This is a genomic window from Rhizobium sp. CB2179 (assembly GCF_057653455.1).
Genome location: NZ_JBYGKR010000006.1, coordinates 169,703 through 185,659 on the forward strand (window position 1 = coordinate 169,703; position 15,957 = coordinate 185,659).

General features: G+C 61.2%; 17 protein-coding genes. 12 read left to right on the forward strand and 5 right to left on the reverse strand.

The window, feature by feature from the left end; all coding sequences use genetic code 11:
- Positions 1-269: 269 nt before the first annotated feature.
- The 3 genes from AC244Q_RS36325 to AC244Q_RS36335 are packed head-to-tail and all read left to right on the forward strand — an operon-like array spanning position 270 to position 3,342.
- Positions 270-1,583 (forward strand): CmpA/NrtA family ABC transporter substrate-binding protein, encoded by a 1,314-nt coding sequence (locus AC244Q_RS36325; protein WP_128407703.1) that lies wholly within the window; start codon positions 270-272, stop codon positions 1,581-1,583.
- 56 nt (positions 1,584-1,639) lie between these two features.
- Positions 1,640-2,533, forward strand: coding sequence for a nitrate ABC transporter permease (gene ntrB, locus AC244Q_RS36330; protein WP_128407702.1), 894 nt, complete (start codon positions 1,640-1,642; stop codon positions 2,531-2,533).
- Between the two features lie 11 nt (positions 2,534-2,544).
- Positions 2,545-3,342, forward strand: a complete 798-nt coding sequence (locus AC244Q_RS36335) for an ABC transporter ATP-binding protein (protein ID WP_012760704.1) — start codon at positions 2,545-2,547, stop codon at positions 3,340-3,342.
- 83 nt (positions 3,343-3,425) lie between these two features.
- On the opposite strand, the gene AC244Q_RS36340 is transcribed toward AC244Q_RS36335, so the two are convergent.
- Positions 3,426-4,100: a GntR family transcriptional regulator gene (locus tag AC244Q_RS36340; RefSeq protein WP_128407701.1), complete on the reverse strand. Its 675-nt coding sequence runs from the start codon at positions 4,098-4,100 to the stop codon at positions 3,426-3,428.
- A 339-nt stretch (positions 4,101-4,439) separates the two neighbouring features.
- On the opposite strand from AC244Q_RS36340, the gene AC244Q_RS36345 reads away from it, so the two are divergent.
- From AC244Q_RS36345 to AC244Q_RS36380, 8 genes are read left to right on the forward strand one after another with little or no spacing between them, the layout of a single operon-like run.
- Positions 4,440-5,567 (forward strand): BMP family ABC transporter substrate-binding protein, encoded by a 1,128-nt coding sequence (locus AC244Q_RS36345; RefSeq protein WP_128407700.1) that lies wholly within the window; start codon positions 4,440-4,442, stop codon positions 5,565-5,567.
- Positions 5,568-5,587: 20 nt separating this feature from the next.
- The gene (locus AC244Q_RS36350; RefSeq protein WP_128407699.1) at positions 5,588-6,715 is read left to right on the forward strand and encodes an ABC transporter permease; all 1,128 of its coding nucleotides are present in this window, start codon (positions 5,588-5,590) and stop codon (positions 6,713-6,715) included.
- Positions 6,715-7,641: an ABC transporter permease gene (locus tag AC244Q_RS36355; protein WP_128407698.1), complete on the forward strand. Its 927-nt coding sequence runs from the start codon at positions 6,715-6,717 to the stop codon at positions 7,639-7,641. Before AC244Q_RS36350 ends, AC244Q_RS36355 begins: the two co-directional genes overlap by 1 nt.
- Positions 7,642-7,653: 12 nt before the next feature.
- Positions 7,654-8,670, forward strand: coding sequence for a formamidase (locus tag AC244Q_RS36360; protein ID WP_128407697.1), 1,017 nt, complete (start codon positions 7,654-7,656; stop codon positions 8,668-8,670).
- 11 nt (positions 8,671-8,681) lie between these two features.
- Positions 8,682-9,383 carry a biuret amidohydrolase gene (gene biuH / locus AC244Q_RS36365; RefSeq protein WP_128407749.1) on the forward strand — a complete coding sequence of 234 codons (702 nt, stop codon included), beginning with the start codon at positions 8,682-8,684 and terminating at the stop codon, positions 9,381-9,383.
- Positions 9,380-10,930 carry an ABC transporter ATP-binding protein gene (locus tag AC244Q_RS36370; protein ID WP_128407696.1) on the forward strand — a complete coding sequence of 517 codons (1,551 nt, stop codon included), beginning with the start codon at positions 9,380-9,382 and terminating at the stop codon, positions 10,928-10,930. The genes biuH and AC244Q_RS36370 overlap by 4 nt, the downstream gene beginning before the upstream one ends.
- Positions 10,930-11,598: a cysteine hydrolase family protein gene (locus AC244Q_RS36375; protein ID WP_012760695.1), complete on the forward strand. Its 669-nt coding sequence runs from the start codon at positions 10,930-10,932 to the stop codon at positions 11,596-11,598. The genes AC244Q_RS36370 and AC244Q_RS36375 overlap by 1 nt, the downstream gene beginning before the upstream one ends.
- A complete protein-coding gene (locus tag AC244Q_RS36380) occupies positions 11,591-11,944 on the forward strand; it encodes a cupin domain-containing protein (protein ID WP_128407695.1) in 354 nt (117 codons plus the stop codon). The genes AC244Q_RS36375 and AC244Q_RS36380 overlap by 8 nt, the downstream gene beginning before the upstream one ends.
- A 51-nt stretch (positions 11,945-11,995) precedes the next feature.
- Here the strand turns inward: AC244Q_RS36380 and AC244Q_RS36385 are convergent, their stop codons facing one another.
- The 4 genes from AC244Q_RS36385 to AC244Q_RS36400 all read right to left on the reverse strand — a co-directional run bounded on the left by AC244Q_RS36385 (position 11,996) and on the right by AC244Q_RS36400 (position 15,016).
- A complete protein-coding gene (locus AC244Q_RS36385; protein ID WP_012760693.1) occupies positions 11,996-12,787 on the reverse strand; it encodes an amino acid ABC transporter ATP-binding protein in 792 nt (263 codons plus the stop codon).
- Positions 12,784-13,452, reverse strand: coding sequence for an amino acid ABC transporter permease (locus AC244Q_RS36390; protein WP_012760692.1), 669 nt, complete (start codon positions 13,450-13,452; stop codon positions 12,784-12,786). Before AC244Q_RS36390 ends, AC244Q_RS36385 begins: the two co-directional genes overlap by 4 nt.
- The gene (locus tag AC244Q_RS36395) at positions 13,449-14,090 is read right to left on the reverse strand and encodes an amino acid ABC transporter permease (RefSeq protein ID WP_128407694.1); all 642 of its coding nucleotides are present in this window, start codon (positions 14,088-14,090) and stop codon (positions 13,449-13,451) included. Before AC244Q_RS36395 ends, AC244Q_RS36390 begins: the two co-directional genes overlap by 4 nt.
- A gap of 98 nt (positions 14,091-14,188) precedes the next feature.
- A complete protein-coding gene (locus tag AC244Q_RS36400; protein ID WP_003555544.1) occupies positions 14,189-15,016 on the reverse strand; it encodes a transporter substrate-binding domain-containing protein in 828 nt (275 codons plus the stop codon).
- A gap of 227 nt (positions 15,017-15,243) precedes the next feature.
- Between AC244Q_RS36400 and hutC the strand changes: the two genes are divergently transcribed.
- Positions 15,244-15,951 carry a histidine utilization transcriptional repressor HutC gene (gene hutC, locus AC244Q_RS36405; protein ID WP_128407693.1) on the forward strand — a complete coding sequence of 236 codons (708 nt, stop codon included), beginning with the start codon at positions 15,244-15,246 and terminating at the stop codon, positions 15,949-15,951.
- The last annotated feature ends 6 nt before the right edge of the window (positions 15,952-15,957 follow it).

Below are 15,957 nucleotides of genomic sequence, written 5' to 3' on the forward strand. Positions count from 1 at the left end.
CAAGCATGCCTAAAGTATAGGCACTCGCGAATTCTTCGGGTTTCTCTTTTTACTTCAAGCTGTTACCAGCATCCTGCAGAATTGGCACGCCGATTGCAGGTTCAGATACGCATCGGTCAACGGCGACCGGTGCGGATAGGCGCGGCATAAGCGCCTACAATAGACACCGACGTCGCAAGGTTTTTGCTCCGGGATTCTCCCATCCCCTGGACGCAATTTCCGGCGGCGTTTTTTTGTGTCCAAATTCAGCCAGCAGAGGGAACCTGCGCATGACTAAGAATTTGCAGACTGGGATTTCGACAACCGGCATTACCCGCCGCCGCATGCTCAAGACGACTGCAGCGGCTGCCCTCATCGGCGCTGTCAAGACGGCCTTTCCATCCGGCGCCTTCGCAGCCGGAGCAGGCCCTGAGGTGAAGGGCGTCAAGCTCGGTTTTATCGCTCTCACCGATTCCGCGCCGCTGATCATCGCCAAGGAAAAGGGCTTTTTCGACAAGCATGGCCTTCCGGAAACGGATGTGGCCAAACAGGCCTCCTGGGGTGCGACCCGCGACAACCTCGTGCTGGGTGGCGCCGCAAACGGCATCGACGGTGCGCATATCCTGTCGCCGCTCCCCTATCTCATGCATACCGGCAAGGTGACGCAGAACAATAAGCCGGTGCCGATGGCAATCCTCGCCCGGCTCAACCTCGACAGCCAGGGCATTTCCGTCGCCAAGGAATATGCCGACACCGGCGTGCAGCTCGATTCCTCCAAGCTGAAGGCGGCATTCGAGAAGAAGAAGGCGGAGGGCAAGGAGATCAAGGCCGCCATGACCTTCCCGGGCGGCACCCATGACCTCTGGATCCGTTACTGGCTCGCCGCCGGCGGCATTGATCCGAACAAGGACGTTTCGACCATCGTCGTGCCGCCGCCGCAGATGGTTGCCAACATGAAGGTCGGCAACATGGACGTCTTCTGTGTCGGCGAACCGTGGAATGAGCAGCTCGTCAACCAGGGTATCGGCTTTACCGCAGCCACCACCGGCGAGCTCTGGAAGGGTCATCCTGAAAAGGCGCTCGGACTGCGCGCCGAATGGATCGAAAAGAATCCCAATGCTGCCAAGGCCCTGCTGATGGCTGTCATGGAGGCGCAGCAGTGGTGCGAAAGCATGGACAACAAGGCGGAGATGGCTGACATTCTCGGCAAGCGCCAATGGTTCAACGTTCCGACCAAGGACGTGCTCGGCCGCCTCAAGGGCGACATCAATTATGGCAATGGCCGCGAGGTCAAGGCCACCGACCTCTATATGAAGTTCTGGAAAGACGGCGCCTCCTATCCGTTCAAGAGCCACGACACATGGTTCATGACGGAAAACATCCGTTGGGGAAATCTGCCGGCGAGCACCGACATCAAGGCGCTGGTCAACCAGGTGAACCGCGAAGACATCTGGCGCGAGGCCGCCAAGGATCTCGGTGTCGCGGCGGCGGATATTCCCGCATCGTCTTCTCGCGGCAAGGAGACTTTCTTCGACGGCAAGGTCTTCGACCCTGAAAATCCCTCAGCCTATCTCGACAGCCTTTCGATCAAGGCTGTCTCCTGACCCGCTCCGGCGCGCAACGGGCGCGCCGGCCTTTCATTCACGTGAGGAGCGCGTTGATGTCCGCCCTGGCAAATAAAGAAAATCCCTCCACGGCCGCCTCTGCCAAGCTGGCGGCAAAGGTTCTGCCATTTTCCGGCAAGCATGGATCGCGGATCGATTTTCGTCGAGCGGCACTGACCGCACTTCGCAACGTCGTTCCGCCACTCGTCGTGCTGGCACTCATCCTGCTCGTTTGGCAGGTGCTCTGTTCATCGGCTGATGCGTCTTTACCCTCGCCGCATCGGGTCTGGCTGGATAGTTATGACCTGATCGCCTATCCGTTTTTCAACTACGGCTCCCAGGATATCGGGCTCGGCTGGCGCGTGCTCATTTCGCTGCAGCGCGTTCTCTATGGCTTTGGGCTTGCCGCGGTTACGGGCGTCATCATCGGTGCGATCATCGGGCAGTCGATCTGGGCAATGCGTGGCCTCGATCCGATCTTCCAGGTGCTGCGTACGGTTCCACCGCTCGCCTGGCTGCCGCTGTCGCTCGCAGCCTTCCAGGATTCCAATCCTTCGGCGATCTTCGTGATCTTCATCACTTCGATCTGGCCGGTGATCATCAACACCGCCGTTGGCGTCCGCAATATCCCGCAGGATTACCGCAACGTCGCCGAGGTGCTGCGTCTCAACCAGTTCGAGTTTTTCTGGAAGATCATGCTGCCTTCGGCAGCGCCTTACATCTTCACAGGCCTCAGGATCGGCGTCGGCCTCTCCTGGCTCGCCATCGTCGCGGCCGAAATGCTGACGGGCGGCGTCGGCATCGGCTTCTTCATCTGGGACGCATGGAACTCGTCGCGCCTTCCGGACATCATCGTCGCGCTCGCCTATATCGGCATCGTCGGCTTCGCCCTCGACAAACTGGTGGCAGCACTCGGCAAACTCATCACCCGCGGCGCCATGGCCAACTGAGGAACGCTCCTATGAACGCCTATCTGAAGCTCGACCATATCGACAAACATTTCGATCGGGGCGGCGTACGCGCCGAAGTCCTGAAGGACATCAACCTGACGATTTCCGCGGGCGAATTCGTCTCGATCATCGGCCATTCGGGCTGCGGCAAATCCACCCTGCTCAACCTCATCGCCGGCCTGACTCCGGTATCGGCAGGCGCCGTGCTCCTTGAAAACCGTGAGGTCAACGGACCCGGCCCGGAGCGCGCCGTCGTCTTCCAGAACCACTCGCTGCTGCCCTGGCTGACGGTCTACGAGAACGTCAATCTCGCCGTCTCCAAACTCTTCAACCGAACGAAGACCAAGGCCGAACGGCATGACTGGGTCATGGCCAACCTCGACCTCGTGCAGATGGCGCATGCGAGGGATAAGCGGCCTTCGGAAATTTCAGGCGGCATGAAACAACGCGTCGGCATTGCCCGCGCGCTTTCAATGGAGCCGAAGATCCTGCTGCTCGACGAGCCCTTCGGCGCGCTCGATGCGCTGACCCGCGCCCATCTTCAGGATGCGGTGATGGAAATCCACGCCCGCCTCGGCAACACGATGGTGATGATCACCCATGACGTCGATGAAGCGGTGCTGCTGTCCGATCGCATCGTCATGATGACCAACGGTCCGGCGGCCCGCATCGGCGAAGTGCTCGATGTGACCATGCCCCGTCCCCGCAATCGCATCGAACTCGCCTCCGACCGGACTTATCTCAAATGCCGTGAAGCCGTGCTGAAGTTCCTCTATGAACGCCACCGCTTCATCGAAGCGGCGGAGTAGAGACCGGGACATAACCGCGGCGTTTACCGGTCGTGGTTTTCTCGCCTTCGTAGCGGCGCCTGATTTCGGGCGTCGCGCCCTCTTTACTCCCCGGGCGTTGCAAAGACCGCGCTGGCATCGCTGACAATTTCCACATGGGAATATGCCGCCTGCCCCGCGGCGGCGGCGTCCGCGCGCATGATCGCGGTGACGATCCGGCCGTGCTCTTCATAGGATTTTGCCAGGCGCCCGGGCAGACGGAACTGCGCCCGCCGAAAGGGCGCGAGCCGCGCCCGCGTCTGCGTCACCATCTCGAAGACATGATCATTATGCGCGCCACGATAAAGCCGGGTGTGAAAGTCGGTATTGTGAGCCGAATATTCTTCTTCCGCGCCAGCATGCACGAGCTTCACCGATCCCCGATGCTCCAGCTCCAGCGCGCGCCGCTCGTCGACCGTCATACGCTCAGCCGAGAGCCTGGCGCAGATCGCTTCGAGCTCGGCCATCGCTTCGAACATCGAATGCAGATACACCTCGGTGACATTGGTCACGACGGCACTGCGGTTCGGCTCGCGCGCAATCAATCCCATGGCGCCCAGCTCACGCAGAGCCTCGCGTACCGGCGTGCGCGAAACGTCGAAACGAACCGCGAGCGACACCTCGTCCAGCTTCGCGCCCGGCAGGATTTCACCCGTGACGATCATGTCGGCAATCGCTCGCACCATCTGTTCGACGGTGGTTCCGGTACGGATCACTTCTCTGCGCCTGGTCTGCTTCACGATACGAATCTGCTCACGTCAACATTCTGCATACAGATGCGGTTCGAGACTCGATAAGTCAAATCTAGTGGCGAAGATATTGTTAAATTTTCGCTTTCTGATGCGCGAGCACCTCAGGCAACCCGACTTTATGCCAATCGCGCAGTAACAATGAACAAGAAATATCTATTGATTACTTTTTACGCAAATATTCGATCAATCTGCATGCACTTTGCAATACGCAGATCTTGTCTTGGCGGATAAACGATAAAAAACAATAGATTAATTTCTGGCACATGCATTGCATGCACTTTTCTGTACTCGTTCACAACCGGCCCAGCGCCGCAAGGAGCATTTCCGATGACCAAACTCCTTTCCATGAACCGCCGCAATTTCCTCCAGGCTTCCGCTGCCGGTGCGCTTGCCGGCGCCATGCCCGGCCTGATCGCCTCCTCCGCCGCAGCCCAAACCGCGCTGACAGTCGGCTTCGTCTATGTCGGTCCTAAGGACGACTACGGCTATAACCAGGCGCATGCGGAAGGTGCAGCCGTCATCAAGGCGATGCCTGGTGTGACGCTGGTCGAAGAAGAGAATGTGCCGGAAACCGTCGACGTCCAGAAGACCATGGAATCCATGATCAACCTCGACGGCGCGACCCTGCTTTTTCCGACCTCCTTCGGCTACTTCGACCCGCACATGCTGGCCGTGGCCGCTAAACATCCCGACATCCAGTTCCGCCACTGCGGCGGCCTCTGGCAGGAGGGCAAGAACCCGGCAAACACCGGCTCCTATTTCGGCTATATCTTCCAGGGCCAGTATCTGAACGGCATCGCCGCCGGCCATGCGACGAAGAGCAAGAAGATCGGCTTCGTCGCCGCCAAGCCGATCCCGCAGGTTTTGCAGAATATCAACGCCTTCCTGCTTGGCGCGCGCGCGGTCGATCCCGGTATCACCTGCCAGGTGATCTTCACCGGCGAATGGTCGCTCGCCGTCAAGGAGGCCGAAGCCACCAATGCGCTGGTTGACCAGGGCGTCGATGTCATCACCTGCCACGTCGACAGCCCCAAAGTGGTCGTCGAGACGGCTGCCGGCCGCGGCGCCCTCGTCTGCGGCTATCACGCCAACCAGAGCCCGCTTGCTCCCGAAAAATACCTGACCGGCGCCGAGTGGGCCTGGGGCAACGTCTACAGCGACTTCGTCAAGAAGGCGCAGGCCGGCGAAAAGCTCGGCAATTTCGTGCGCGGCGGCCTCAAGGACGGCTTCGTGAAGATGAGCGCGCTCGGTCCCGCCGTGTCGGCAGAGGGCCGCAAGGCCTTCGAAGCCACGCAGGCTGAGATGATGAAGGGCGGCTTCTCGGTCTTCAAGGGACCGTTGAAGGACAACAAGGGCGACACCGTCGTGGCTGCCGACAAGAGCTACGCCGAAGACGCGATCGAGCTCGAAAGCATGAATTATCTGGTCGAGGGCGTCGTCGGGTCCACGGCGTAAACCGCGAAGGGAGAAGCGCCATGACCATAGAGGCCAATGATCCCGCCGTAGCCATCGCGGAAAAACCGGCTTCCCTGCGCCCCGTCCTCGAATGGATCGCGCGGCGGGCCGAGCCTGTTGTCATCGGCCTCGCGGCCATCCTGATCGGTCTTGCGCTCTTCTCCCTCTTCATCCTGGCGGTCGGCAAATCGCCGGCCACCCTCTTCCAACTGATGTACACCGGCGGCTTCGGCAGCTGGTTTTCGGTGCAGAACAGCCTAAGTCGTGCCGCACCCCTTCTCCTGACGGCACTCTGCGTCGCCCTGCCCGCCCGTCTCGGCCTCGTCATCATCGGCGGGGAAGGAGCGGTCGTGCTGGGCGGCGTTGCCGCCGCAGCCATGGGTCTGCCGCTCGCCGGCACCGCGCCTGTCTTCCTCACTCTCATTTTGATGGCGATCGCCGCCATGGCGGTCGGCGGCATCTGGATCGGCCTTGCCGGTTTTCTGCGCCACTATCGCGGCGTCAACGAAACCATCTCGTCGCTGCTGCTCTCCTATATCGCCATTGCCCTGATGAACCAGTTCGTCGAAGGGCTGCTGCGCGATCCTGCAAGTCTCAACAAGCCGTCGACCAGGCCGCTGCCGGCGGAGTACATGCTCGGCAATATTCCCGGCATGGACGTGCATTGGGGCCTGATCATCGGCATCCTCGCCTGTGTGGTCTCCTGGATCGTGATCGAGGCCACGAGCTACGGTTTTGCCGCCCGCATCGCTGGCGGCAACGTGCGCGCCGCCCAGATCCAGGGACTGCCGGTCGGCAAGCTGATCGCCGGATTTACCACGCTTGCCGGCAGTTTTGCCGGCCTGGCGGGCATGATCGAAGTGGCGGCGGTGCAGGGAAGTGCCAATGCCTCGCTTGCCGCAGGTTACGGTTACACCGGTATCCTCGTCGCCTTCCTTGCCAGGCACAATCCGCTGGCGATCATTCCGGTGGCGATCCTGCTCGGCGGCATCGACGCCTCGGGTGGCCTTATTCAGCGGCGCATGGGCCTGCCGGATGCGACGGTTCTGGTGCTGCAAGGGACGCTCTTCATCGTCATTCTCTTCTGCGAGACCCTCTACGGCCGCTTCAAAATCTTCAATCCCGACCTCTGGAAAAGGAGCCTCTGATGGAAGAGACAGGCATCGGCATCTGGGGCGTGCCGCTGGCGATCTTCGCCGGCGCCATCCGCGTTTCCACCCCCTTCATCTTCGTCAGCCTCGGCGAGGCGATCACCGAACGCTCCGGCCGCATCAATCTCGGCCTCGAAGGCACGCTCGTCTTCGGCGCCATGACGGCCTATGCTGTGGCCGTCATGACCGGCTCGCCGACCCTCGGCGTGCTGGCTGCCATGGTGGCAGGCGCGATCTTCGGCCTCATCCACGGCTGGATCTGCAAGTTCCCCAAGGTCAACGATATCGCCATCGGCATCGCCATGATGCAGTTCGGTCTCGGCATGGCGTTCTTCCTCGGCAAATCCTTCATCCAGCCGGTGGCGCCGAAACTGCCCTCGATCCCGCTTGGCGGCTGGTCGAGCACGCCGCAGATCCAGGCGGCGCTCAATATCAATGTGCTCTTCCTAATCGGCGCAGCACTTGCCCTCTTCCTATTCTGGGCCTTCAAGAATACGAGGATCGGCCTGATCCTGCGCGTCGTCGGCGACAGCACCGACGCGGCCCGAGCCATGGGCATCGACCCGGACCGGGTTCGCCTGCTGGCGACGGCGGTCGGCGGTTCGCTGGCGTCAATCGGCGGCGCCTATCTCTCGCTCTACTATCCGGGCTCATGGAACGAAGGCATCTCGTCGGGCCAGGGCCTGATGGCCGTGGCCCTCGTCATCTTCGCCCGCTGGAACCCCATCGGCTGCTTCCTCGCCGCCCTGCTCTTCGGCGGTGCCGGCGCGCTCGGCCCGGCGCTGCAATCGGTCGGCGTCACGCAAGGCTACTATCTTTTTTATGCAGCGCCTTACGTGCTCACCCTCGTCATCCTGATTGCCACGTCCTCGCCCACCCGCTCGCTCGCCGGTGCGCCGGGCGCGCTGTCGCTCACGAAATAACGGAGCTTTCCGATGAACGGACTTGGTGGTCTCAACAAATCCGAACACGGTGTCGGCATCGGACTCGTTCAGCTCCAGCTGCCGGTGACCGTCACCAAAGCGGATTTGGCAAAACAGACGCAGGTGATCGTCGATCTGGTGGCCAAAGCGCGGCGCAACCAGCCGGGCATGGACCTTGTCGTCTTTCCCGAATACGCGCTGCATGGCCTTTCCATGGACATCAATCCGGAGATCATGTGCACGCTCGACGGGCCGGAGATCGCCGCCTTCAGCAAGGCCTGCAGGGACAACCGGATCTGGGGCTGCTTCTCGATCATGGAGCTGAACCCCGGCGGCATGCCCTACAATTCCGGCATAGTCATCGACGATCAGGGCGAGTTGAAGCTCTATTACCGCAAGATGCATCCCTGGATCCCCGTCGAGCCGTGGGAGCCCGGCGATCTTGGCATCCCTGTTATCGAGGGGCCACGGGGCGCCAAGCTCGCGTTGATCATCTGCCATGACGGCATGTTCCCGGAGATGGCGCGCGAATGCGCCTATAAGGGCGCCGAAATCATGATCCGCACGGCCGGCTACACGGCGCCGATCCGCGATGCCTGGCGCTTCACCAATCAGGCCAACGCCTTCTGCAATCTGATTGTCACCGCAAATGTCTGCATGTGCGGCTCGGACGGCACGTTCGATTCCATGGGTGAAGGCATGATCTGCAATTTCGACGGCACGATCATCGCCCACGGCACTTCCGGCCGCGTCAACGAGATCATCACCGCCGAGGTGCGGCCTGATCTGGTGCGCGAGGCCCGGCTCGGCTGGGGCGTCGAGAACAACATCTACCAGTTCGGCCATCGCGGCTATGTCGCCGTCGCCGGCGGCGCTCAGGATGCGCCCTACACCTACATGCACGACCTCATCGCCGGCAAATACCGCCTGCCATGGGAAGACGACATAGAGGTCAAGGACGGCACGTCCTGCGGATTTGACAAGCCGATGCGCCGCTACGGCGAACCCCTCAAACCTGCCGCGGAATAGGAGAGAGAATGATGGACGCGATGGTCGACACCAAAGGGCATTTTATCGACGCCGATCCGTATCCGTGGCCCTATAACGGCGCTCTGCGGCCAGACAATACGGCCCTCATCATCATCGACATGCAGACCGATTTCTGCGGCAAGGGTGGCTATGTCGACCATATGGGCTACGACCTGTCGCTGGTGCAGGCGCCGATCGAACCCATCAAACGTGTGCTGGCCGCCATGCGGGCCAAGGGCTATCACATCATCCATACCCGCGAGGGCCATCGCCCCGACCTTGCCGATCTGCCGGCCAACAAACGCTGGCGCTCGCAGCGGATCGGCGCCGGCATCGGCGATCCCGGCCCCTGCGGCCGCATCCTGACGCGTGGCGAACCCGGCTGGGACATCATCCCCGAACTCTACCCGATCGAAGGCGAGACGATCATCGACAAGCCCGGCAAGGGTTCGTTCTGCGCCACCGACCTCGAACTCATTCTCAACCAGAAGCGCATCGAGAACATTATCCTCACGGGGATCACCACAGATGTCTGCGTCTCGACGACGATGCGCGAGGCGAACGACCGCGGCTACGAATGTCTGCTGCTGGAGGACTGCTGTGGTGCGACCGACTACGGAAACCACCTCGCCGCCATCAAGATGGTGAAGATGCAGGGCGGCGTCTTCGGCTCCGTCTCCAATTCCCAAACCTTTGTGAGCCAGCTGCCATGAGCACCGTCCGCGACACGCCCCTCCCCCAGGCCGGCAAGGCGGTCGGCATCGACACGCTCGGCATGACCATGCGCTTCGGCTCGTTCACCGCGCTCGACGACGTCTCGATCGCCGTTCCGGCCGGCTCTTTTCACGCGCTTCTCGGCGAAAACGGCGCCGGCAAGTCGACGCTCGTCAAATGCATCATGGGCTTCTATCACGCCACGTCAGGCTCGTTGTCGGTCGACGGCCGCGAGGTGGCGGTCGCCTCACCCAAGGATGCCGCGACCTATGGGCTCGGCATGGTCTACCAGCATTTCACACTGGTTCCCTCTCTGACCGGTGCGGAAAACCTGGTCATCAGTCGCACCGAAGTGCCCGCGGTGATCAACTGGCCCAGGGAACGCAAGGATCTGGCGGCTTTCATGGAGCGCATGCCGTTCAAGATCCCGCTCGACAGGCCGGTGAGCGAGCTTGCCGCCGGCGAAAAACAGAAGCTCGAAATCGTCAAGCAGCTCTATCTCGGCCGTTCCTTCCTCGTCCTCGACGAGCCGACCTCGGTGCTGACGCCCGCCGAAGCCGATGAGATGCTCGGCATCGTGCGCGGAATGACCGAGCGCGGCGAGCTCACCGTGCTGATGATTTCCCACAAGTTCCACGAGGTGACCAAGTTCGCTGATGCCGTCTCGATCCTGCGGCGCGGCAAGCTGGTCGGCACCGGCAAGGTCGGCGAGCTCTCCACCGCCGAGATGGCGGCGATGATGATCGGCGACGTCAAGCTCGCTGAGCTCGACAGCCGTCTGCCGGTGGCGGAAGCGGCCAAATCCGTGCTCACTGTAAGCCAGGTGAAGGCTCCGGATCGCTCCGGCCTGAAGACGATCGAGATCGACGCGCTTACGGTCCGCTCCGGCGAGATCGTCGGCATCGCGGGCATATCGGGTAACGGCCAGAAGGAGCTGACGGAAATTCTGGCCGGCCAGCGCCCGACCGATAGCGGCCAGGTCATGGTCAATGGCGAGACTTACGGCGCCACCCGTGACGAGACCCGCAAGAACAGGGTGCGTTTCATCCCCGAAGAGCCGTTGCAGAATGCCTGCGCGCCCAAGATGACCGTGAGCGAGAACCTTGCGTTCCGCACCTTCGACTTGAAGCTGGACGGCACGGACGCGATCTGGCTAAACAAGGGCAGCATGAAGAAGCGTGCCTCGGCGCTGATCTCCGACTTCAAGGTCAAGACGGCCTCTTCCTCCTCGCCGATCGCAGCGCTCTCGGGCGGCAACGTGCAGCGGGCGGTGCTCGCCCGCGAACTGACCGGCGATGTCGATCTGCTGATCGTCTCCAACCCCTGTTTCGGCCTCGATTTCTCGGCCGTTGCCGAAATCCGCGCCCGGATCATGAAGGCCCGCAATTTGGGAGCCGCCGTGCTGCTGCTTTCGGAAGACCTCGACGAACTGCTCGAGATGTCCGACCGCATCATGGTCATTTCGGAAGGCAAGCTGGTTTACGAGACACCGGCGCGTTCGGCCGATATCGGCGTGATCGGCGCCCACATGGCGGGGCATCATTGATGATGGGGATCAAGGCAGAACCCTTCGCCTTTCCGGTGAAACACGATGAGCTCGCCCTCATCGTCATCGACATGCAGCGCGATTTCGCCGAGCCGGGCGGATTCGGCGCCAGCCTCGGCAACGATGTCAGCCGCATCACCAGGATCGTGCCCGATGTCAAACGCCTCATCCAGGGCTTCCGCAATGCCGGCCTGCCTGTGATCCATACGATGGAGTGCCACCGGCCTGATCTCTCCGACCTGCCACCGGCCAAACGCGACCGCGGCAATCCTGCGCTCAGGATCGGCGACGAAGGCCCGATGGGCCGCATCCTGATCTCGGGCGAACCCGGCACGGCAATTCTTCCGGAGCTCGCTCCGGTGAAGGGCGAAGTCGTCATCGAAAAACCCGGCAAGGGCGCCTTCTACGCGACCGACCTCGGCACCGTGTTGCAGCAGAAGGGCATACGTCAGCTCGTCTTTGCCGGTGTCACCACCGAAGTCTGCGTGCAGACGACGATGCGCGAAGCAAACGACCGCGGCTATGAATGCCTGCTCGCCGAGGAGGCCACGGAAAGCTATTTCCCCGAATTCAAAGCCGCCGCCATCGCCATGATCCGCGCCCAGGGCGCGATCGTCGGCTGGACCGCCCATATCGACGACATTCTGGAAAGCATCGCCCATGCCTGAAACGACCCGCGAACGCCTGACCTCAGGCGGCTGGAAGGAGTTGGAATTCGGCCCTTTCCGCGATGCTGTCACCATTCACTGGATCCGCCCCTTCGAGGGCGATCAGCCGGGCGTGGCGCTGCTGAAATATGAGCCCGGCGCTTCGGTTCCCCGCCATCGCCACGAGGGGCTCGAGACCATCCTGGTGCTCGATGGCGTTCAATCCGACGAGACGGGCGATTACATCAGCGGCAGTTATATCGTCAATGCACTGGGCAGCGAACATTCGGTCTGGAGCGAGACCGGCTGTGTCGTGCTCATCCAGTGGGACCGGCCCGTCAAAATATTCGAAGACGACACTGCCTGAACCCGACGCCGGCCTTGAAGGTCTGCCCGACGATCCGAAAGGACATGAACGTCACAGCAGCATCGAGGCGCCGCGATCGATATAGGTATCCAGAAATTGCTCGAGGCGGGGATTTCTCGGCCGTTTGAAGACGTCCTGCGGCGGGCCGGTGAACAGCACCTTGCCGTGATCGAGAAAGATGATCTGCTGGCCGACCGTCGCGGCAAATCCGATCTCGTGGGAGACGACGACCATCGTCATGCCCTCGGCGGCGAGATCGCGCATGACGTTGAGCACCTCGCCGGTCAGCTCGGGATCAAGTGACGAGGTCGGCTCGTCAAACAGCATGATCTTCGGGTTGAGGGCTAGCGCCCGGGCGATGGCGACGCGCTGCTGTTGCCCTCCCGAGAGCTGCGACGGATAGTGCCCTGCCCTGCCCTCGAGGCCGACCTTGACGAGCTGGGCCATTGCCCGCTCCTCAGCATCCTTGCGGCTCATCTTGTGAACGGACTTCAGCGCCTCGCTGACATTGCCGAGCGCGGTCATATGCGGCCAGAGATTGAACTGCTGAAAAACCATGCCGATCTGGGATCGGATCCGCCGGTTCGCCGCCGCCGGCACCCGCTCCCGGACGCCCTTGGCGTTTTCCGCAAAGCCAAGCACCTCGCCGTTGACGGCAATCGTACCCTTCGTCGATTCCTCGAGAAACGCCATGCAGCGCAGCAGCGTACTCTTGCCGGATCCGGATGGGCCGATGACGCAGGAAACCTGTCCCTGAACGATGTCGAGGTCGATGCCCTGCAGCACGGTGGAACCGCCAAAGGTCTTGACGAGATTTTTGACTGCGATCGCAGGAATGCTCATATGTTGAAAAACCTGAATCTTGAGAGTTTCGTTTCGGCGAGGTGACCGAGCCAGCCGGTGATTTCCACCAGCGCCCAATAAAAAAGGGCAAGCACGAAGAGCGCCTCGACGAAAGCATATTGCTGCGAACCGATCGCACTCAACGTCGCCGTCAACTCCGGCACGGTGATGATGGACAGCACGGCCGTCTCCTTCATCAGGATGATCGTCATGTTGACCGAAGGCGGCAACACCAGCATGGTCATCTCCGGCAGCAATATGCGTCGGACGATCTGCCCTTGTGTCAGGCCAACGCACAGGCCGGCCTCGATATGTCCCTTCGGGACGGCGGCAAAGCCCGAACGGAAAATCTCGCTGAAATAAGCCGCGCCGTAGATGGAAAGGCCGATGACGCCGGCCGGGATCGGATCGAGTGACAATCCGACGAAGGGGCCGCCGTAGTAGACGAGGAATATCTGAATCAAGAAGGGCGTGCCGCGCAGCACTGCGATGACAACGCCGAATGCCTTGTCCGGGACAACGCCGCCAAAACGCCTGGCAACGGCAACAAGGAAGCCGAGCGCGGCAGCGGCCGGCGTGGTGACGATCCAGATGACGATGGTGAGCCATGCGCCGCTGAGGATTTCCGGAAAATTGTTGAAAATCACATTGATGTCGAAGGTCATCGCGGCACTCCCGGCAGGGAGCGTTCGATCAGGCCGCCCGCAAGGGCGACGATCCAATTGATGATGAAATAGATTAGACCGGCGGAAGCGAAAATCTCAAGCGGCAGGAAGGTGCTGCCGGCAAGATCCTGGGCCATGCGCGTCAGCTCGATGACGCCGACGACCGAGACCAGCGAAGACGCTTTCAGGATAAGGATCGCTTCGTTGACGAGTGCTGGAAAGGTCAGGCGCAGGGCGATCGGGGCCTTGATACGACGGAAGATCTGAACGGGACTCATGCCAACCATTTCGGCAGATTCGACCAGGCCCATGGGAACGCTGGCAAAACCGCCGCGCAGATTTTCAGCCTGGTAGGCTGCCGTACACAGCGACAGACCAACGATGGCCGCAACGATGCTCGGCACGTTGATGTCGATCGCCGGCAGCAGGTTATAGATCAGCAACAGCTGCACCAGCAGCGGCACTCCGCGAAAAAAACTGATGAAAATCTTCGCCGGCAGCACCAAAAGCCGTTGCTGCGAAAGCAACATGGCGGAAACAACGATCGCGATCGCAAAGCCGATCAGGATAGAAACCACGCTGATCGTCACCGTGTAGATCGAGGCTTGCAGAAGCAGTTCGAAAAGCTTGATGGACATGGGCGATGTTTGCCTGGGCGCTGCGGCCGTGAACTCTGATGCCACGGCAGATTGCGCCCCGACCACTGGCGGGGCGCGTTCGTTTCACCGGCGGCTAATCAGAATGCCGGGTCCTTGACAGCATCAGGCGTATCGAAAGATGCACCAAACCACTTCTTCTGCAGCTCTGCCATACGCCCGTCTGCCTTGATCTTGAGCATCGCGGCATCGATCGCATCCATCAGGGGCGCATGGTCGGCATCCTTGAGACCGATGAAGCCGAAATAGGACTTCTTGCCGAATGGCGGCAGGACGACTTCGAACGTGCCCTTTCGCTGGCTGGCGACGAAGGCGATATTCGGCAACGAATTGGCAACGCCGGCAATGCGGCCGGCGGCGAGATCGGCGTAGGATTCGGTAAAGGCGGGATATTCGCGCACGTCGACCTTGGTCGGCAGCGTGGCGGAGAATTCCTTCAGCTGGTCGAGCTGCGCAGTTGCCTTGCCGACACCGATCGTCTTGCCGGCAATATCTTCCGGCTTGCTGATCGTCGTGTCGCCAGCCTTCTTCAGAATGGCAATCGTTGCTTCGGCGATCGGCGGCGTGAAGCGATAGCGCTCCATGCGCTTCTTGGTGATCGTTGCAGGACCTGCGACGACATCGAACTTGCCGGCCTCGAGCGCGGGGAAGACGCCGTCCCAGGGAAGGGCGACCCACTCGATCTTGACGCCGAGTTCCTTGCCGATCTCGGCAAAGAGGTCGACGTTCAAGCCCGTGTGTTCGCCGGCATCGATATAGTCGAACGGTGCGAAAGCCGTTTCGGTGCCGACCTTGAGGGTGCCGGCTGCCTTGACGGCTGCCAGCGTGTCGGCGGCATGGGCGGAAACGGCTGCTCCGAGCAGGAACGCGGCGCCGACCAGACCCTTCAGCAGTGAATGTGCCTTCATGATCATCTCTCCAGTTTTTATTCCCCCGGCGGAGGAGTTTTTGTTCCCGACTTCGATTTCCTCTGCGCGGATTTCTATGCTCCGCTTTTGACTATACAAATAGATATAGGCTGGCCTAGAGTGTCAATGTAAAAGACGAGGAACGCAAAATTTGTGCCGGATGGCGTCGATCTCCCTGGCATGACCGTTCCGTATTTATGGTCGCTGACGCCGGATGAGGTACGGGCTTGGCATCGATTTATCAGCGCATTTTCACCGATATAGAGACGAAGATCATCAGCGGCGACTGGCGACCCGGTGACCGTATTCCCGTCGAACACGAACTCGCGGCGGAATATCGGTGCTCGCGGATGACCGTCAGCAAGGCGCTGTCGGCGCTCGCAGAGCGCGGCATGATCGTCAGACGGCGCAAGACCGGTTCGTTTGTCGCATCGCCCCAGATCGACCGCACGGTGATGGATATCCAGGATATCAGCACCGAAGCGGAACTGGCCGGGCACGAACACCGCTTCGAAATCCTCGCCCGCAAGATCGAGCGCCTTGGAGAGTCGGAGGCGCAGCAGCTGTCGGAGCCTGCCGATGCAGAAGTCCTCAGGCTTCAGTGTCTGCATATCGTCGATGGCAGACCGAACGCCATCGAGCGGCGGATCATCATGCTCGATGCTGTCCCACGGGCGAGAGAGGAGAGTTTTGCTTCAATTCCGCCCGGCAAATGGCTGCTTGACGAGGTTCCCTGGTCCAAGGCCAGGCACGTCATTCGCGCCGTCTCGGCCGACACCACGACGGCGCGGATCCTGCAGACGGAGCGTGGCGAGGCCTGCCTCAGCCTCATCCGCCAGACCTGGCAGAACGGCCGTACGGTGACCTATGTCGAGTTTACCCACCCAGGCGACCGGTTCCAGTTTGCGGGGACGTTTCATCCGGCAGCAAATTGAGCTCGA

Excerpts from the sequence above, each read along its gene's own strand:
- AC244Q_RS36325 (WP_128407703.1), top strand. The coding sequence starts at position 270 with ATGACTAAGAATTTGCAGACTGGGATTTCGACAACCGGCATTACCCGC.
- ntrB (WP_128407702.1), top strand. The coding sequence starts at position 1,640 with ATGTCCGCCCTGGCAAATAAAGAAAATCCCTCCACGGCCGCCTCTGCC.
- AC244Q_RS36335 (WP_012760704.1), top strand. The coding sequence starts at position 2,545 with ATGAACGCCTATCTGAAGCTCGACCATATCGACAAACATTTCGATCGG.
- AC244Q_RS36345 (WP_128407700.1), top strand. The coding sequence starts at position 4,440 with ATGACCAAACTCCTTTCCATGAACCGCCGCAATTTCCTCCAGGCTTCC.
- AC244Q_RS36350 (WP_128407699.1), top strand. The coding sequence starts at position 5,588 with ATGACCATAGAGGCCAATGATCCCGCCGTAGCCATCGCGGAAAAACCG.
- AC244Q_RS36355 (WP_128407698.1), top strand. The coding sequence starts at position 6,715 with ATGGAAGAGACAGGCATCGGCATCTGGGGCGTGCCGCTGGCGATCTTC.
- AC244Q_RS36360 (WP_128407697.1), top strand. The coding sequence starts at position 7,654 with ATGAACGGACTTGGTGGTCTCAACAAATCCGAACACGGTGTCGGCATC.
- biuH (WP_128407749.1), top strand. The coding sequence starts at position 8,682 with ATGGACGCGATGGTCGACACCAAAGGGCATTTTATCGACGCCGATCCG.
- AC244Q_RS36370 (WP_128407696.1), top strand. The coding sequence starts at position 9,380 with ATGAGCACCGTCCGCGACACGCCCCTCCCCCAGGCCGGCAAGGCGGTC.
- AC244Q_RS36375 (WP_012760695.1), top strand. The coding sequence starts at position 10,930 with ATGATGGGGATCAAGGCAGAACCCTTCGCCTTTCCGGTGAAACACGAT.
- AC244Q_RS36380 (WP_128407695.1), top strand. The coding sequence starts at position 11,591 with ATGCCTGAAACGACCCGCGAACGCCTGACCTCAGGCGGCTGGAAGGAG.
- AC244Q_RS36385 (WP_012760693.1), bottom strand. The coding sequence starts at position 12,787 with ATGAGCATTCCTGCGATCGCAGTCAAAAATCTCGTCAAGACCTTTGGC.
- AC244Q_RS36390 (WP_012760692.1), bottom strand. The coding sequence starts at position 13,452 with ATGACCTTCGACATCAATGTGATTTTCAACAATTTTCCGGAAATCCTC.
- AC244Q_RS36395 (WP_128407694.1), bottom strand. The coding sequence starts at position 14,090 with ATGTCCATCAAGCTTTTCGAACTGCTTCTGCAAGCCTCGATCTACACG.
- AC244Q_RS36400 (WP_003555544.1), bottom strand. The coding sequence starts at position 15,016 with ATGAAGGCACATTCACTGCTGAAGGGTCTGGTCGGCGCCGCGTTCCTG.